We start from the raw sequence: 17,220 nt of genomic DNA on the forward strand, positions 1-17,220 counted from the left end.
TAACCTCCGTCAACTTTGTTTTGTTTCCTACGGTTGTTTTGAACAAAATCCGTTTAACTTTTTTACTAATGTTGATTGGACGACAAAATCCATGGCCCCGATTGTAGCGGCATCCTTTTTTGTCTGAACTGGAAACTTTGTTTTTGATGACAAAACGCCGATGACAAAAAAGATACAGCGGAAAGCGGGATTAGGCTCCAAATAAAAAATCAAAACCAACAGTTCTACGAAGTCAAACGACTCCTTATTAATAATATAAAACTCGATTTTCAGAATCCGATAAAAATCACGATTTTTGCAATCTCAAATTTTATTATGTCTTTACAACAAGAAATCAGCAAAAGAAAAACTTTCGGAATCATCTCCCATCCCGATGCGGGAAAAACCACGTTGACGGAAAAACTCTTGCTTTTCGGAGGGGCGATTCAGGAAGCAGGCGCTGTAAAATCCAATAAGATCAAAAAAGGTGCGACCTCCGATTTTATGGAAATCGAACGTCAGAGAGGGATTTCTGTGGCGACTTCGGTTTTGGCTTTTGAATACAGAGACCACAAAATCAATATTCTGGATACGCCCGGCCACAAGGATTTTGCGGAAGATACGTACCGAACGCTGACCGCGGTTGACTCCGTGATTGTAGTGATTGACGTTGCTAAAGGGGTTGAGGAACAGACGGAAAAGCTGGTTCAGGTTTGTAGAATGCGAAACATTCCAATGATTGTTTTCATTAATAAGTTGGACCGTGAAGGTAAAGATGCTTTCGATTTGCTGGATGAAGTGGAACAGAAATTAGGTTTGACGGTTTGTCCGCTTTCTTTGCCAATTGGTATGGGAAGCGACTTTCAGGGGATTTATAATATTTGGGAAAATAACATTCAGCTGTTTTTTGAAGAGAAAAAACAGAAAGTTGGAGAATCTCTGAAAATTGATGATATCAATGATTCTCAAATTGATGAATTGGTTGGTGCAAAAGCGGCGACAAGCTTGCGTGAAGAACTGGATTTGATTCAGTCAGTTTATCCGGAGTTTAATCGTGAAGATTATATGAATGGTGATTTGCAGCCTGTTTTCTTTGGTTCTGCTCTTAATAATTTTGGAGTTCGTGAGTTACTGAATGCTTTCATCGACATTGCACCAATGCCACAGCCGAAAGAAAGTGAAACGAGATTGGTGAAACCTGAAGAAAATAATTTTACAGGATTTGTGTTCAAAATCCACGCAAATATGGACCCGAAACACAGAGACCGTCTGGCGTTCGTAAAAATCGTGTCCGGAACTTTTAAAAGAAATGAAAATTACTTGCTTGTAAGAGAAGGTAAAAAAATGAAGTTCTCCTCTCCTAACGCATTCTTTGCAGACAAAAAAGAGGTTGTGGACGAGAGTTTCCCTGGCGATATTGTCGGACTTCACGATACGGGAAGTTTCCGGATTGGCGATACGTTGACAGCTGGTGAAAAGCTGAGTTTCAAAGGAATCCCGAGTTTCTCTCCAGAGCATTTCCGTTACATCAATAATAATGACCCGTTGAAAGCGAAACAACTGGCAAAAGGTGTTGACCAGCTAATGGACGAAGGTGTTGCCCAGTTATTTACGCTGGAAATGAATAACAGAAAAATCATCGGAACAGTTGGTGCGCTTCAGTACGAGGTTATCCAATATCGTTTGGAACATGAATATGGTGCGAAATGTTCTTATGAGCCCATCAGCATCCACAAAGCGTGCTGGGTTGAAGCGGATGAAAAGTCTGAGGAATTCAAAGAATTTGCGAGACTGAAACAGCGTTTCTTAGCACGAGACAAATATGACCAACTGGTTTTCTTAGCCGATTCGTCTTTTACGATTACAATGACTCAGGAGAAATTTCCGAATGTAAAACTGCATTTTATTAGTGAGTTTGCTAATGATTAAAATATTGATCCGCAGCGTTCTCTGCGGATTTTTTGTTTTAAAAAAGATTCACTTCAAATATTTCTTAATCTCATCCAAATTATTATCATTAAAAATCAAAGAAATGATAATCGGCATTTTGCCTTTTTTATAAAGTAACGCCAACACTTTATGTCCATTGATTTTTGATTGTGTATCAATTGTTATATTTTTCTGGTTTGGTAAATCAAGACTTAGAAAACGCTTTTTCATATAATGGGTTTTTACTCTCAGCCTTTCAAAACTTTCATCCAGTTCCAGCGAATAGAAATTCCAGTCGTCCATTGCTTTGAAATAGGTATCTGCTTCTGTTGAGTTTTCATCCGCAAAGGTTTTGAGCTCAGGAGCGAAAATGATAAGTCTGGTTTCGGAAATGTTTTCTGTCTGTGAAGAATTTGGTTTTTTCGGTGATTTGTAAGAAACGACCTGCATTGGATTTTCGATAGAAACACCTTTTAAGATATTCCAACCTTCGTCTATTTTTCCAAAGTCATTAAAGAAAAAAGTGGTGTCTTTGTTTTTCTTATCTATCAAATAATCATCATAATCCGTGTAATTTCCATAGGTTTCAGTTTTCATCAGTTCTGTAATAAAATCGCCATCAGTATCAAACCTCGCCTGACCTTTGATTTCACCATTTTTAAGATATAGAATAGAACCGCCATTAGCTGTGAAAAGATGCTGAACTTGGTCTCTTGGATTTTCTGTTGGTGTCTTTGATCCAGTAATAATTGAATCTTTTTTAATTTGCTCAACTTCTTGAACTTCTTCTTTTTTACAAGAAACTGCAATTGTCAATATCAGAAAGTATTTGAAATATTTTATCATCACATTTAGTTTGAAGCAATTTAAAATTAATTCGGTAAAATCCTCTTTTAATCTTTAAAATTTCATTCTTAATTTTTGTAAATCACTTGTAAAACCAATTTAAATATTTGATTTTAAATAGATTAATAAATTACAAAAAATTTCAGATTCATTTACAAATCATTCTTTTAGTTGTTGGATAGCTTTACATCATAAAATTATCTCAATGAAAAAATTAATATTGACCGCCGTTATTTTGAGCACACTCACGATGTGTAAAAAAGCAGATTTACAGGAAGCTAATAATACAATCGCCAACGCAGATTCTTTAATGGATAAAGCTTCTGAAACAGTAAATAATCTGGATTCTAATGCCAATGCAGTTTTAGATTCGGTGAATCTGAAAGCTAAAGATTTGATTAAAAATAAGGAAGATATCGAAAAAGCCTTTGAGAACAGCAAAAATAAAATCGATTCTATTTCTGAAAATATTGAGAAATTCAAAAAAGATGTTGAAGATAAAAAGATCACTTCTAATATTGATTCAATAAAAAATCAAATCAAAAAAGAGATTCCAAAAGCAACAAAAACTCTCACCAAAGTTATCTACAAAGATAAGCCTGGAAAAAAGCAAATTGTAGTTCCGGAGCCTTCTCCATTGGTAAAAAATGGTTCGGTTGAAATCAATGTCGATAATATCTCCGAAGCCAAAGAATCTCTAAGAGAAATCATCAGAAAATATGATGGAACTGTCAAAACAGAAAATCTCGTGAGTAATGATGAATTCCAAACATTTTATCTTACCTCGAAAGTTCCTTTTGAAAAATTCGATTATGTAATTGAAGACCTTCAAAATCTAGGAATGATTCAAAATAAAAATCTGGAAGTTAAAGGAAATGCTTATAGTCCCAATAAATTGGGCAATCTGGAAATCACGCTTTATGACAATCATCTGAAACCTCAGGAAAACGAAAAAGATAAGACTTTCGGAGAAAAATCTGCAGACGCAATTTCGTCCGGCTGGACTGTAATTGGAAGTATTTTATTATTCCTTCTACCCTTTTGGCCAGTCTTTCTGATTGCAGGAATTGGTTATTATTTTTACAAAAAGAAAAATCAGGATAAGAATCAAAATCCTCCTAAAGAGAATAATACTGATGAAAATGTATAATTTTTAATGCAAAGACGCGAAGTTTTTAAAATTAAATCTCATGTTTTTAAGATGCAAATATTTTAATATCATAAAAATTGATTTGAATTTTGCAAAAAATAAAAGACGCTTAAATTAAGCGTCTTTTTTTATAATTGAAAAATTTGATTTTAGTTCATCAAGCTTTTACTTAAGTTAAGCGCATCTTGATTGGTACTATCATATTGCAGAGATTTTGCAATATATTGTTTCGCTTTTTCAGGATTCGTGTCTTTGTCAACAAATGCAATGAAAAAATATGCATAAGCCAAATTCTGTTTATTAGCCTCTACCTCCTCCGGTTTTACTTTTGCAATATATTTGTCATAAGCAGCCTTTGCTCCTTCGTTATTTTTTGCAGCCTGATTAGCATATCCAATACTATAATATGCCGGCGCCCAATCCGGAATAATCGTTGTGATTTGGTTCCAAGTTGTAATGGCAGATGTAAAATCTCCGGCATCTTGATAAGCTGTTGCCAAAGCCACCAAAGATTGTGTATCTTGTGGATTGGTAGCAATTTTTTGCTTGAGAGCTTCTATTTGTGGATTAGCTGCTTGACTTTGAGTTGTAGCTGCCGTTTGTGTTTCATTGGTTGTTTGGGCATTTACATAACTAACTGTTAGTAATGATAATCCAAACAATAGACTTTTAATTTTCAATTCCGTTTTCATAACCTTTTATTTTAAGTTATAATGATTATCGCAAGGACGATTCCAAAAAGGCCATAAATTTTGAAATTTTAATTTTTTTTCGATTTTTTTAAGAATATAAGGATACGATTTAAGAAAATTTAAAGAAACTAGTATATTGTTTTAATTAAAATCAAGCTAATAAATTAATGAAGTATAATCACATGAATCTTAAATCACGCTCAAAAAAGCCATCGTATCCACATTATCCGCATAAGTGTCCAGCGAAGGATTTTGTGTCTCTCCAAAACCAATCGATTCTAATCCCAATTCCGGCTTTGCAACAATAGTCTGGATTTCATCTTTATTAATTTCAACAAATTGTTTGGCTTCGTCCAAAGTATTGTAACGAGAAAAATTGATTACAGATAACGGACTGAATAACTTCTCATCTTCCTTCAGCATTACAAAATTATTATCCCAGAATTGGTCTTGATTCAAAAGATAAATAGCTCTGTTATAATCGTAGTTATTCGCATATTTGTTATGATTGATAATGTCTTTATAATTGATGAAATTCTCAAACAATCTGTCCAATTTCAAATTATTCGGAATCAGAATTCGGGTTACATTTCTGCATCCTAATCCATAATATCGGAAAATATCATCGGCTAATAATTGTAATTCTTCATCAGTTTCATCCCCTTTTAAAACAGCTACAGATGTTCTGTTTTTTCTGATGATGCTCAAACTATCTTTGAAATAATACTCCAAATATCTTGCTGTATTGTTGCTTCCTGTTGCAATCACAGCATCGAATTTTTCTAATCTTTCTACGATGTGATATTCAATTTCGTTATTAGAAAATTCATTCCATAGTTGCAAAAGATAAGGCAACATCAATCGATCTTTAGAAGATAATTTGATAACCGGAATGTGATTACTCAGAACTACAGAAATAATATCGTGAAAACCAACCAACGGGATATTTCCAGCCAATATCAATCCTACTCTTTTGGATGTGTTGGATAATTGATATTTGGACAACCAGTTTTCAATATTTTCTTTAGAGAAAAGACTTGCCCATTGTTGTAAGTTATACCTTTGATTCTCTTGTGTAAACCAAGGGTTTTCGATTTCAGAACGCATCATAAGATAAGCCAATCGCTCTTCTTTTTCATTGTAATGCTCATCATCATTTTTCAGGAAATTTTGGATGAATTCACCTAATTTTTCAAGTCCTGAAATTTTGTATTCGTTCAGCATGGCTGGCTTTTTTTTTGTAATTTTGTGCAAAATTAAAAATAAAATAGCAATGGCTATCAAGATAACTGACGAATGTATCAATTGTGGCGCTTGTGAACCGGAATGTCCGAACACCGCCATCTATGAAGGAGCAGTAGATTGGAAAGCGTCCGAAGGAACATCTTTGAAGGGAATGGTGGTTCTTTCTTCTGGACTTTCTGTGAACGCAGATGCTGCACAACAGCCTGTGGAAGACGATTATTACTTCATTGTAACCGATAAATGTACCGAATGTAAAGGTTTCCACGAAGAGCCACAGTGCGCGGCTGTTTGCCCTGTTGACTGCTGTGTTCCTGATGAAGACAATGTAGAAACAGAAGAAGAATTGTTGGCGAAAAAAGCTTTCCTTCATAACGAATAAAAAAATTAAAGCCATTAGCCCCAAGCTTGTGGCTTTTAAAATTAAATACCCTAATTACTTATAATAAATGAAAAAACATAATTTTAGCGCAGGCCCTAGTATTCTTCCACAAGAAGTTTTTCAAAAAGCATCAGAAGCGATTCTTGATTTTAACGGAATTGGTTTGTCTCTTCTAGAAATTTCGCATAGAAGCAAAGATTTTGTTGCTGTGATGGACGAGGCTCGTGCTATTGTAAAAAGATTGATGAATCTTGGCGACGACTACGAAGTTCTATATCTGCAAGGTGGAGCAAGTCTTCAATTCTTAATGGTTCCATACAATCTTTTGTCTGTAGACGGAAAAGCAGCTTATACCAATACAGGAACTTGGGCTTCTGGCGCTATCAAGGAAGCTAAAATGATTGGTAATGTAGATGTTGTGGCTTCTTCCAAAGAGTCTAATTATAACTATATTCCTAAAGATTTTACAGTTGGTTCAGAATATGATTATTTCCACTGTACTTCCAACAATACGATTTTTGGAACGCAGATGAAATCTTTCCCGAAAGTAGATACACTTCTGGTTTGCGATATGTCTTCTGATATTTTCAGCAGAGAGTTGGATTTTTCTCAGTTTGATCTGATCTATGCAGGTGCTCAGAAAAATATGGGTCCGGCTGGAGCAACTTTGGTTGTGGTTAAAAAATCAATTCTTGGAAAAACTGGCAGACAGATTCCAACGTATTTGGATTATGCGGTTCATATTGATAAAGAATCTATGTCTAATACACCTCCGGTTTTTGCAGTTTATGCGTCTTATCTGACCTTAAAACATTTGGAAGAAAATGGAGGAATTGCTGCTGCTGAAGCTAAAAACAATGCAAAAGCCAAATTGCTTTATGACGAGATTGATAGCAACCCAAACTTCCAAGGTGTAGCTGCTGTAGAAGACCGTTCTTTTATGAATGTAACTTTCACTTTGACAAATGAGTCTAAGCAAGAAGCTTTTGACGCCGCTTGGAAAGCAGCTGGAATCAGCGGACTGAACGGACACAGAAGTGTTGGCGGCTACAGAGCAAGTATTTATAATGCAATGCCAATAGAAAGCGTACAAGCTTTAGTAGATGTGATGAAAAGTATCTAAGCACTTTTCTCCTTATAAATCAGAAACGTCCTTGTTAATTCAGGACGTTTTTTTGTTAATATAATGTTAATCAGAAGAAAAAATCGTATCTTAGCCAACCTTGATTTTTAACTCAAACAAGTCAGGGAAACTCAGTAACTAAAGGATTTTTGAATTAAACAATGATTGTATTAGCTAATGATGGACTCTCAGAAAAGGGAATTCAGCTTTTGAAAGAAGCAGATATCACGGTTTTGGAAGCCAGAGTATCTCCGGAACATCTGAGCAAATTCATCAATGATAACAATGTTGATGTTCTTTTGGTAAGAAGCGCCACGCAGGTTAGAAAAGACCTGATTGACAAATGTCCTAATCTCAAAATTATCGGACGTGGCGGAATTGGGATGGATAATATCGATGTGGAATATGCGATTGATAAAGGTATTTACATCATCAATACACCAAAAGCGTCTTGCAAATCTGTGGCGGAATTGGTTTTCGCACATTTCTTTTCATTAGCAAGATTCCTTCACGAGAGTAACAGATTGATGCCGTTGGAAGGCGAAACGCAATTCAATGCACTGAAAAAATCATTCAATAATGCAACAGAACTTTCTGGTAAAATACTTGGTGTTATCGGAATGGGAAATATCGGAATTGAAGTCATCAAGATGGGTATTTCTCTTGGAATGAAAATCTTAGCTTACAACAGAACACCAAAAACTGAGAATATTCAGCTTAGCTTTTTCGATGGTCAATCTTTGGATTTTGAAATTAAATCTGTAAATTTAGATGAAGTTTTAAAAAACTCAGATTTCATCAGCCTCAATACAGGTCTTACTGATGGATATTTGATTGATTCTAAAGAATTGGAACTAATGAAGGAAGGTGTTTTCATTACTAATACGGCAAGAGGCGGTGTCATCAACGAAGTAGCTCTTTTAGACGCTATAGAAAACGGAAAAGTTTATGGCGCTGCATTGGATGTTTTTGAAAAAGAACCAACTCCGGAAGTATTAATTCTAATGAATCCTGCGCTTTCTCTTTCCCCTCACGTTGGCGGCAACACAATGGATGCCCAAAACAGAATTGGAGAAGAATTAGCCCAACAAATTATAAAAATAAAAGCCCAATTATAATATATGCCAGTATTTAAACCATTTAGAGGAATCAGACCAAATCCTGATTTTATTGACGTCTTCCCAACTTATTCTTTGGATAATTTTACGCAGGAAGAAATCAATAAAAAAGCACAGCAGGATGATTCTTATATCCAGATGATAAAGCCTGCGGTCGTAAGTAAATCCAAAGATGTTGATAGAAATCTGAGAAAGATAAGGTCTAACTTCGAAGAATTATTGGATGACAAAAAACTAACTCAAGACGATTCTGCTTATTACTTATATGAACAGACCCTTCCGGACAAAACAAGTTTCAGAGGATTAATGGGATTGGTAAGTGTAGATGATTTTTGGGAAGGAAAGATCAAAAAGCACGAATCGACAATTACGGAAAGAAGAATGAAAATGGCACATTACCTTGAAAAAGTTGGTGTACAAGCCGAGCCAGTTCTTTTGACCTATCATTCCAATTCTAAAGTAGAATTATTGATGAATCACGAGCAGAAGAATGTTCCAATCATCAATTATACCGATGAGAAAAAAGTAAGACACAAGATCTGGAGAATTGATAACAGATTGAAATTGCAACAGTTCAAAGAAGTTCTGGACCCAATCGATTCATTTTATATTGCCGATGGACACCACAGAATTGGTTCTGTCGCAGAATACGCAAAAAAACAAAGAGATAAAAGCAAAAGATCACATGGCACGGAACATTATAACTTTGTTTATAGTTTCATAGTTTCCAATCAATCGATCAAGATCAATGATTACAATCGTCTTCTTAAAGATCTGAATGGTCTGTCAGAAACAGATTTTTTAGAAAAGCTAAAAGAAGATTTTCAGATTCACGAAAAAGGTGAAGCGCCTTATTTTCCTTCGCAGAAATTCCATATCAGCATGTATCTTGGTGGCAAGTTTTATAGTCTGCATGTGAAGCATAACATCCGTGAGGAGAATAGAAATGGAAATGACCTGGACCATCATCTAGTAGACAAATATATTTTCGAAAATATTCTTGGCATAGAGAATGCCAAACATACGGACAAGATCACCTATCAAAAGGGAACTTCCGACATAAATGGAATCAAAGACCTAAAAGAAAAGGTGGACAATGGAGAATATAAAGTAGGATTCGGGATTTACCCTATTAGCTTTACCGATCTATTGAAAGTTTCTGACAAAGAAATTAAAATGCCTCCTAAATGTACATTAATAGAACCAAAATTGATCACAGCATTGATAATGTATGATATGAAATAAATTTTTCTACTAAATAAATATCGAGGTGACAAAATTTGTCACCTTTTTTATTTGGCACAATTTTACTATTAAAATTTATCAACTGAAATTCAGAGCATTAAATTATTTTTATCAGAAAGCAAGCTGGCACAAGAATAAAATTAACGTTAGTTAATTTTATTGTTTATCTTTACTTTTTAAAACACAAAAGGTATATCCAATTATTAATCAAAATATGTATCCAAAAGAATATATCAATTGTGATCAGGAACCTATTCATATCTGTGGAGAAGTGCAGGACTACGGTTATCTGATAGGTACTCAAAACTCTAAAATAGTTTCCTACAGTGAAAATATTCTAGCGTTATTTTCTCTTGACCCCTCTATACTTGGGAAAGACATCAAGGATTTATTAAGCGATTTAAACCTTGACATCAACTGGGATAATTATTCTAATAATCAAGAACTTGCTATTCAACATATTGATTTTAAAAATGAAGAATATACTTTAAGTATTCATACCAATAAAGAAATCACTTTTTTTGAAATAGAAAAGGTGATCCCGAATCATAAAATCAATAAAGAATATGCTGCGATCCAACATATTCTTAGAAATTCCAATGACGAAAACATCTGGAAAGTTCTTCTGAAAGAAATACAGGATATTATTGATTTTGACAGAGCAATGATCTATCAATTCTTATACGATGGCAGTGGTCAGGTTATAGAAGAATTGGTAAAACCAAATCTTGAAAGTTATCTGGATTTGCATTATCCGGAATCCGATATTCCTGCTCAGGCAAGAGCTTTGTATCTTAAAAATCCGGTGAGAATAACTTCTCACGTTTGCGGAAAAACATTTCCTATAGTTGGCGTTATCCCAAAGGAACAAATGGATCTGACTTATAGCGTAACACGTTCTTCCTCTCCTGTTCATAGAGAATATCTCAAAAATGCGCACGTAGAATCAAGCTTCAGTACATCAATTATTGTTAACGGAGAATTATGGGGAATGGTTGCTTGTCAAAACGCTGCTCCAAAACATCTTGATCTGCAATCCAGATTATTAGCAGAAACACTCACAAGAACTTCGGCCAATGCTTTTGCTTCTTACAAATCTCTGCAAACTCTGGAAGAATACCAGAGAATCAATCTTAATAATATTTCACTTCGTCAAAATCTTCTGAGTGAAGAAGATTTTGGAAAAGCACTCGAAACCAATATCAAAGATATTATGGATAGTTGTGCTGCGGATGGAATGATCATTAAAATCAATAATGAGATCCTAACTGCAGGTAATGTTCCCAATAATTCTGATATCGAGAAAATTATACTTTGGAGCAAAGAGAATAATCAGAATTTTGAGGAGAATATTTTCATCACCAATACACTTTGCCAAGACATCAATGTAGAATTGGACAATCCGGAGATCAGTTGCGGGATCATCACCAGCGTTTTAGGAAGCAACACGTCTGACATGCTGATCTGGCTGAGAAAAGAACAAGGTCAAAAAATAAAATGGGCCGGAAAACCGGAGAAAGAAACGGTTTCTGAAATCAAAGATGGTGTTGAAATTATCAAATTCTCACCAAGAAAATCTTTCGAAGTCTGGAAAGAATACGTGAAAGGTACTTCCATGCCTTGGAAAATCAAGGAAATAGAATCCGCAAGATGGATCACTTCTGTTATTCTAAAAGCATCACATACCAAATCATCTCAAATTGTTGACCTTAACAATCAATTAAAAGAATTAAACCAAGAGCTAGACTCTTTCTCTCATACTATTTCTCACGATCTCAACACGCCACTTACTGTTATTAAACTAAATGCACAGGTGGCAAAAAAGATTCCTGATCCAGATAACGTACAGAAATCTCTTGACAACATTATCACTCAAGTGGATACGATGAGTGAAATGATCCGAAATGTTTTGGAATTAAGTAAAATCAAAAAATCTGAAATAGAATTGAAAAGAATTGAAGTGGATTCATTAATCAGTAAATTAGCTGAGGATTCTAAAATTAGTTTTAATTCGCCTCGTACAGAAATCATTATCGAAAATACGCCGGAAGTTTTGGGTGACAAAACAATGATTTATCAAGTTTTTGTCAATGTCATCGGTAATGCTGTAAAATATTCTTCAAAATCAAAAAAACCATTGGTGAAAATTGCTGGAGAAGTTTATGAAGATACTGTAACATATAAAATTACCGATAACGGAATTGGGATAGACAAACAGGAATCCAGTAAAATGTTCAAGATTTTCAGTAGAATGAATAACGCAAAGGAATTCAACGGAAATGGTGTTGGATTAAGTATTGTTCATCATCTGATGGAAAAAATGGGCGGAAAAATAAGTTATGAAAGTGAAAGTGGAAAAGGAACAACATTTATATTAAAATTTCAAAAACCCAATTATGATTTCAGTATTTCTTAAAGAACAAACGAAACAACAACACGACGACACGGAAGCGAAATTACAGTCACAAAAAATCTTTGATAAATCTTATACATTAGACGACTATAAAACACTCTTGATTCACAATTATAAATTGATCAGCAGATATGAACCTCAAGTTCAAGAACAGTTGAAAGATTATCCTGAATTGAAATTGGATCTAAGAAGTAAGATCGATGCGCTTAAAATTGATCTAAGTAATCTTGATATCGAAACAGGATCTGAAGCATCAGCTCAAAACCTTGAAAACGAAGCAGAAGCCTTCGGAGCTTTATATGTAATGGAAGGTTCTACTTTAGGAGGAAATGTTATCTCAAAACAACTTAGAAAAAATCCCGAATTTGAAGATGTTGAGTTCAATTATTTTGGTGTCTATGGAGAAAATACAGGTCCTTTTTGGCAGGAATTCAAATCGATTCTCGATGAGAAGATCACAGAAGCACAATACAATGATTGCGTAACTGGAGCTAAGAAAGCATATCAGCTATTATCATAAAAAAGGAGCGAAATTATTTATTATTCGCTCCTTTTTTATTTTTTTGGATCAGCCTCCGATTTTAACCAATTCTACATCGAAAATCAACCATGCATTCGGTGGAATAACACCTCCAGCTCCTCTTTCTCCGTAACCTAAAGTTGGTGGAATCAACAATGTTGCAGTCTCACCTTCTTTAAGAAGCATGATACCTTCGTCCCATCCTTTGATAACTTGCCCAACTCCAATTGGAATATCGATAGGTTGTCCTCTTTTGAAAGAATTGTCAAACTCTTCTCCGTTTACCAATTTCCCGGCATAATGAACCGCTACTGTTTGTCCTGCAGTTGGTGCAGCTCCAGTAGTTGTTTTTGTGATCTTATAGAATAATCCGGACGGCGTAGATTGCATTCCTGCTTTCAGGTCATCAACCAATTTTTGTTGATTGGCTTTGAATTCTTCTTCAGCTTTAGCTAAATATGCTTTATTTTTTTCTTCGATCTTTTCTTTTCCTTCAGCGAAAATTTTTGCGGCATCATAATGTTTATATTTGTCCCCTTTACCGAAAACAGCCACTTTAGTAAGAACAACATCGATTTTAGGCTTGTCCTGAGCTCCTTTTTCTACATTTGCGATAGAATCGATAACAGGTAAACCTTGAACCACTTTTCCAAAGATCGTATGTCTTCCATCCAACCAAGGTGTTGCAACTTCTGTAATAAAGAACTGGGAACCGTTGGTGTTAGGACCAGAATTTGCCATAGATAAGATTCCTTTTCCTGTGTGTTGAAGATCATTCTTCTCATCAGCAAATTTATATCCAGGGTCTCCCATTCCTGTTCCTTGAGGGTCACCTCCCTGAATCATGAAATCTTTTATCACCCTGTGGAAGATCGTCCCATCATAGAAAGGTTCTCCTTTTTTCTTGGATTTATTTTCTATCTTACCTTCTGCAAGACCTACAAAATTAGCAACGGTAACCGGAGATTTCTCATCTTCGAATTTCACCAAAATATCTCCTTTGCTTGTTACAAAATTTCCATAAAGTCCGTCTGGCAGACTTTTATAAACTTCTTTGTCTATTTCCAATGTTTTACAATTTAATAATGTTAATAATGTTATAGAAAGTGCTATAATTTTTTTCATTTTATTGATTAGCGTTATTTTTTATAATACTTTTACTTTGATGATCAAAGGCGTGTCATTTGTTATTTTTTTATTATCTCCATATGTTCCGTACGCTAGAACAGATGGGATCAGAAGTTCTGCTTCCTCTCCTTTTTCCAAATATCTTATGGCATCTTCTATCGCATCCATTTCTTTGAAACGTCCAAAGATGACATCTCTATTTCCGATAGGAGTCTCGTAGACTTTGGTCCTGTCAAAATCATAGATATAATATTCATAACTGACTTTTTCTCCATCATTCTTGCGATGTTTACTTTCAAGATTGGGGATGTTTACCCAATAGTTCATACCCATTGGATAGTATTTTATACTTTGAGAATTGATCCAATCTTGTATTTGTAATCTTTCTAGGTCATTAAGTTCCTTGGTCCTGTTTTTGGAAATTTCCAAATCGCTTTCTGTCATTGTCCGTTCTTCGGATGGATGGATATTTGGTTGCTTTACACAAGATACCAAAAATGCCGTGAGAGATGTTATATAAATTATTTTTTTCATTGATCAGATATAGTTCTCCGGCGATCCGACAAAAGAATTCCGGAGGACAGGTGCAAAAATAAGAATTTTAATAGACTTAACTATAATTAAAACAAAAACCGGAAAATAATTTCCGGTCTTTGTTCTTCAATTTACTTTTATTTAATTCTATAGACTATAGACATTTTCTTCAACCAAAACCCTCCATCCGAAAGGGTCTTCTGCATTGTTGGTCTGGATGTTTACAAGATCATTTTTCAATTGTTCAGCAAAACTCTCTCCTGCCGGAAGTTTTGGCAACTCCAGATGTTCACCTTGATAGCCCAAAGCTTCAAAAACGCTCGTTACCACCGCAGTACCCACACCCCAAACCTCTTTCAGTGTTCCATTTTTCTGAGCCGCAATAACATCTGAGACTTTTACATCATCTATAACGACCTCGATTCCTCTTTTTTTGGCTAATTGAATAAAGCTGTCTCTTGTAACACCATCCAAGATTTTATCAGACGTTTTGGGTGTATAGATTGTATCGTTGATTCTTACAAAAACATTCATTGTTCCACTTTCTTCGAAATATTCGTGGGAACAATCGTCTGTCCAGATGATTTGATCATAACCTTCTTCTATTGCCAATTGTGTTGGGTAAAAAGATGCAGCGTAATTCCCTGCAGCTTTGGCCGCACCAACTCCTCCACTCGCAGCTCTGGAGTAATGGTCGGATATTTTTACAGAAACCGGAGCTGTATAATAGCTTTTTGCGGGTGTTGCTACAATTGCAAACATATATTTTTCAGAGATTCTTGCCTTGAGGGCTTCTTCTGTTGCAAATAGAAGAGGTCTTATGTATAAAGACATTCCTTCTCCTTGCGGAATCCAATCTCTGTCTATATCTACCAAAGCTTTGAGACCTTCCAGGAATATTTCTTCGGAAATCTCAGGAATTGCCAATCTTTTTGCGGATTTATTAATACGCTGAAAGTTCTTTTCCGGACGGAAAAGGAATACTTGCCCATCTTTATCTTTGTAAGCCTTCATTCCCTCAAAACACGCTTGACCATAATTGACCCCCATCATTGCAGGGGTAAATCCGATTGGACCATATGGTACTAATTGCACATCCCCCCATTTTCCATTCTCATATTCACAGATTATCATATGATCGATAAAAGTGTTTCCGAATGAAAAATTATCTGGATCGAATGTTGAGATTCTTGGGTTGGTAGATTTTTGAATTATCATTTTTTAATTTTTTGTTGAGGTATTACAAATATATAATAATTTTTTAATAATTAAAATTTATGTTAAATTTGAAAAAAAATACTTTGAAAAGACAATTAATCGAAACCCAAGATGGAAGTAAAACGCTTTTAATCAATGATTTACAAGAAACCTACCATTCAAAACATGGTGCTTTGCAAGAAGCTAAACATGTATTTATTAAAAATGGACTTAATTTAATAAATGATTGCGAAATTAATATTTTAGAGTTAGGTTTGGGAACAGGTCTTAACGTTTTGGTAACATTTGATGAATATTTGAGAAATGATAAAAATCACAAAATCAACTATTTTGGGGTAGAAAAATATCCGATTTTTTTTGAAGAAGCGTCAGAATTGTCTTATTCTGAATTATTTCCGAACCAAATCATCAAAGATTTGTCTCTTGAAATTCACAAAACAGAATGGGAAAGATTAGTTGAAATAGATGTTAATTTTCATCTCAAAAAAATAAAAGAAGACTTTTTTAATATAAAAAATATGGATTTGCCTCTTATCGATTTGGTTTATTTCGATTGTTTTGGGGCCAGAGTTCAGCCCGACCTTTGGGAAAAGGAAATATTTGAAATTGTTGCATCCAAAATGAAAAACGGAGGATTATTGACAACTTATTCATCCAAAGGAAGTATGAGACGAGCCTTAATGGAATTAGGTTTTGAAGTCGAGAAAAAACAAGGTCCACCAGGAAAAAGAGAAATGATGATTGCTTGGAAAAAATAATAAAAAGCAGAATTCGATTGAGTTCTGCTTTTTTATTAATCAATTAATAGTCTATTCTTTCATAATTTTAAATGTTCTAATTGAATCATCAGAATTATGAACTTTAATCAAATAAATTCCTGAAGAAAGTTTTGAGACATCAATTTTAGAATTATTAGAATTAGTCATCAATACTCTTCCATCAATATTTAAAACTTTTAATTTCTTATAGTCTTTTGAGTAATTAATATAATCTTTTGTTGGATTTGGATAGATAATATCTTTTTTAGAATCAATATCATTCGCAGACAAAGTTTCACTACTTATATTAAGTGTGTAATCTTCCACCTGACCAAAATTAAAATCACCACAAGGCGAATAATTAATCCCATCATAATTAATAATAATCCTCATTCTGACCTTTCCTGTAATCGCATCAGACGGAACAGAAAGAATTCCATTTACAGTAGTTGTTTGCGAAGGTGCAATCGTCAATGCTGTTTCGTTTTGGTCATTAAAATCACCGTCATTATTCCAATCTACAAAAACACTGTAACCTGTTTTGAAAGTAGAATTAGAAACAGTTCTCATCATATATAATGGATACGATGTTGATTTCTGGACATTTCCCACAACATAAGTAAAATCCTCATATCCCGAAGTTCCATAACTGTCATTAAGAATATCTGACAATTCTAATCGTAACATTCTTACATAATTAGAGTTGACCGCTTCTATCTCACAATATGGGTCAGTCGAAGTTTTTACCGTCACAAGATTACTTTTTGCGGATAGATTATTATTCTTATCTCTTGTTCTGACAGTGAAATTATAAGTTGTATCAGGAGAAAGTCTCGTAACGTCCAATATACCAAAAGGATTAGTAGAAATCGCGATAACATCGTCATTATGGTAAACAACCCAAGATTTAAAATCGCTGTAATCCATCAAATCATCCCAAAAT

Annotated in this window: 16 protein-coding genes; 9 read left to right on the top strand and 7 right to left on the bottom strand. The window is 34.5% G+C overall.

Going from position 1 to position 17,220, the window contains the following annotated elements:
* Window positions 1-315 precede the first annotated feature (315 nt).
* Complete coding sequence (locus RTX21_RS05555) at window positions 316-1,908, top strand: peptide chain release factor 3 (RefSeq protein WP_312765877.1); 1,593 nt, start codon at window positions 316-318, stop codon at window positions 1,906-1,908.
* A gap of 48 nt (window positions 1,909-1,956) precedes the next feature.
* Here RTX21_RS05555 and RTX21_RS05560 read toward each other — a convergent pair whose 3' ends face one another.
* The gene (locus tag RTX21_RS05560; RefSeq protein WP_312765878.1) at window positions 1,957-2,754 is read right to left on the bottom strand and encodes a hypothetical protein; all 798 of its coding nucleotides are present in this window, start codon (window positions 2,752-2,754) and stop codon (window positions 1,957-1,959) included.
* A gap of 205 nt (window positions 2,755-2,959) precedes the next feature.
* Between RTX21_RS05560 and RTX21_RS05565 the strand changes: the two genes are divergently transcribed.
* Window positions 2,960-3,904 carry a DUF4349 domain-containing protein gene (locus RTX21_RS05565; protein ID WP_312765879.1) on the top strand — a complete coding sequence of 315 codons (945 nt, stop codon included), beginning with the start codon at window positions 2,960-2,962 and terminating at the stop codon, window positions 3,902-3,904.
* 149 nt (window positions 3,905-4,053) lie between these two features.
* On the opposite strand, the gene RTX21_RS05570 is transcribed toward RTX21_RS05565, so the two are convergent.
* Together RTX21_RS05570 and RTX21_RS05575 are read right to left on the bottom strand one after the other, a co-directional pair.
* Window positions 4,054-4,596, bottom strand: coding sequence for a tetratricopeptide repeat protein (locus tag RTX21_RS05570; protein WP_312765880.1), 543 nt, complete (start codon window positions 4,594-4,596; stop codon window positions 4,054-4,056).
* 189 nt (window positions 4,597-4,785) lie between these two features.
* Window positions 4,786-5,820, bottom strand: coding sequence for an acyl-CoA reductase (locus RTX21_RS05575; protein WP_312765881.1), 1,035 nt, complete (start codon window positions 5,818-5,820; stop codon window positions 4,786-4,788).
* Window positions 5,821-5,869: 49 nt separating this feature from the next.
* Between RTX21_RS05575 and RTX21_RS05580 the strand changes: the two genes are divergently transcribed.
* The 6 genes from RTX21_RS05580 to RTX21_RS05605 all read left to right on the top strand — a co-directional run bounded on the left by RTX21_RS05580 (window position 5,870) and on the right by RTX21_RS05605 (window position 12,639).
* Complete coding sequence (locus RTX21_RS05580) at window positions 5,870-6,220, top strand: 4Fe-4S binding protein (RefSeq protein ID WP_248876933.1); 351 nt, start codon at window positions 5,870-5,872, stop codon at window positions 6,218-6,220.
* A gap of 67 nt (window positions 6,221-6,287) precedes the next feature.
* Window positions 6,288-7,343, top strand: a complete 1,056-nt coding sequence (gene serC / locus RTX21_RS05585) for a 3-phosphoserine/phosphohydroxythreonine transaminase (protein ID WP_312765882.1) — start codon at window positions 6,288-6,290, stop codon at window positions 7,341-7,343.
* 161 nt (window positions 7,344-7,504) lie between these two features.
* Window positions 7,505-8,461 carry a D-2-hydroxyacid dehydrogenase gene (locus RTX21_RS05590; RefSeq protein WP_312765883.1) on the top strand — a complete coding sequence of 319 codons (957 nt, stop codon included), beginning with the start codon at window positions 7,505-7,507 and terminating at the stop codon, window positions 8,459-8,461.
* A gap of 3 nt (window positions 8,462-8,464) precedes the next feature.
* Window positions 8,465-9,706: a DUF1015 domain-containing protein gene (locus RTX21_RS05595; protein WP_312765884.1), complete on the top strand. Its 1,242-nt coding sequence runs from the start codon at window positions 8,465-8,467 to the stop codon at window positions 9,704-9,706.
* A 214-nt stretch (window positions 9,707-9,920) separates the two neighbouring features.
* On the top strand, window positions 9,921-12,122 hold the full coding sequence (locus RTX21_RS05600; RefSeq protein WP_312765885.1) for an ATP-binding protein: 2,202 nt from the start codon (window positions 9,921-9,923) through the stop codon (window positions 12,120-12,122).
* A complete protein-coding gene (locus RTX21_RS05605) occupies window positions 12,103-12,639 on the top strand; it encodes a biliverdin-producing heme oxygenase (protein ID WP_312765886.1) in 537 nt (178 codons plus the stop codon). The genes RTX21_RS05600 and RTX21_RS05605 overlap by 20 nt, the downstream gene beginning before the upstream one ends.
* Window positions 12,640-12,687: 48 nt before the next feature.
* On the opposite strand, the gene RTX21_RS05610 is transcribed toward RTX21_RS05605, so the two are convergent.
* From RTX21_RS05610 to RTX21_RS05620, 3 genes are all read right to left on the bottom strand, one after another.
* Window positions 12,688-13,764 carry a peptidylprolyl isomerase gene (locus RTX21_RS05610; protein WP_312765887.1) on the bottom strand — a complete coding sequence of 359 codons (1,077 nt, stop codon included), beginning with the start codon at window positions 13,762-13,764 and terminating at the stop codon, window positions 12,688-12,690.
* Between the two features lie 21 nt (window positions 13,765-13,785).
* Complete coding sequence (locus tag RTX21_RS05615; RefSeq protein WP_312765888.1) at window positions 13,786-14,301, bottom strand: FKBP-type peptidyl-prolyl cis-trans isomerase; 516 nt, start codon at window positions 14,299-14,301, stop codon at window positions 13,786-13,788.
* 147 nt (window positions 14,302-14,448) lie between these two features.
* The gene (locus RTX21_RS05620; protein ID WP_312765889.1) at window positions 14,449-15,519 is read right to left on the bottom strand and encodes a branched-chain amino acid aminotransferase; all 1,071 of its coding nucleotides are present in this window, start codon (window positions 15,517-15,519) and stop codon (window positions 14,449-14,451) included.
* 83 nt (window positions 15,520-15,602) lie between these two features.
* Between RTX21_RS05620 and mnmD the strand changes: the two genes are divergently transcribed.
* Window positions 15,603-16,277, top strand: a complete 675-nt coding sequence (mnmD, locus tag RTX21_RS05625; RefSeq protein ID WP_312765890.1) for a tRNA (5-methylaminomethyl-2-thiouridine)(34)-methyltransferase MnmD — start codon at window positions 15,603-15,605, stop codon at window positions 16,275-16,277.
* Window positions 16,278-16,328: 51 nt separating this feature from the next.
* On the opposite strand, the gene RTX21_RS05630 is transcribed toward mnmD, so the two are convergent.
* Window positions 16,329-17,204 (bottom strand): GEVED domain-containing protein, encoded by an 876-nt coding sequence (locus RTX21_RS05630; protein WP_312766313.1) that lies wholly within the window; start codon window positions 17,202-17,204, stop codon window positions 16,329-16,331.
* Window positions 17,205-17,220 lie beyond the last annotated feature (16 nt).

Source organism: Epilithonimonas sp., assembly GCF_032054305.1.
GTDB lineage: Bacteria > Bacteroidota > Bacteroidia > Flavobacteriales > Weeksellaceae > Epilithonimonas.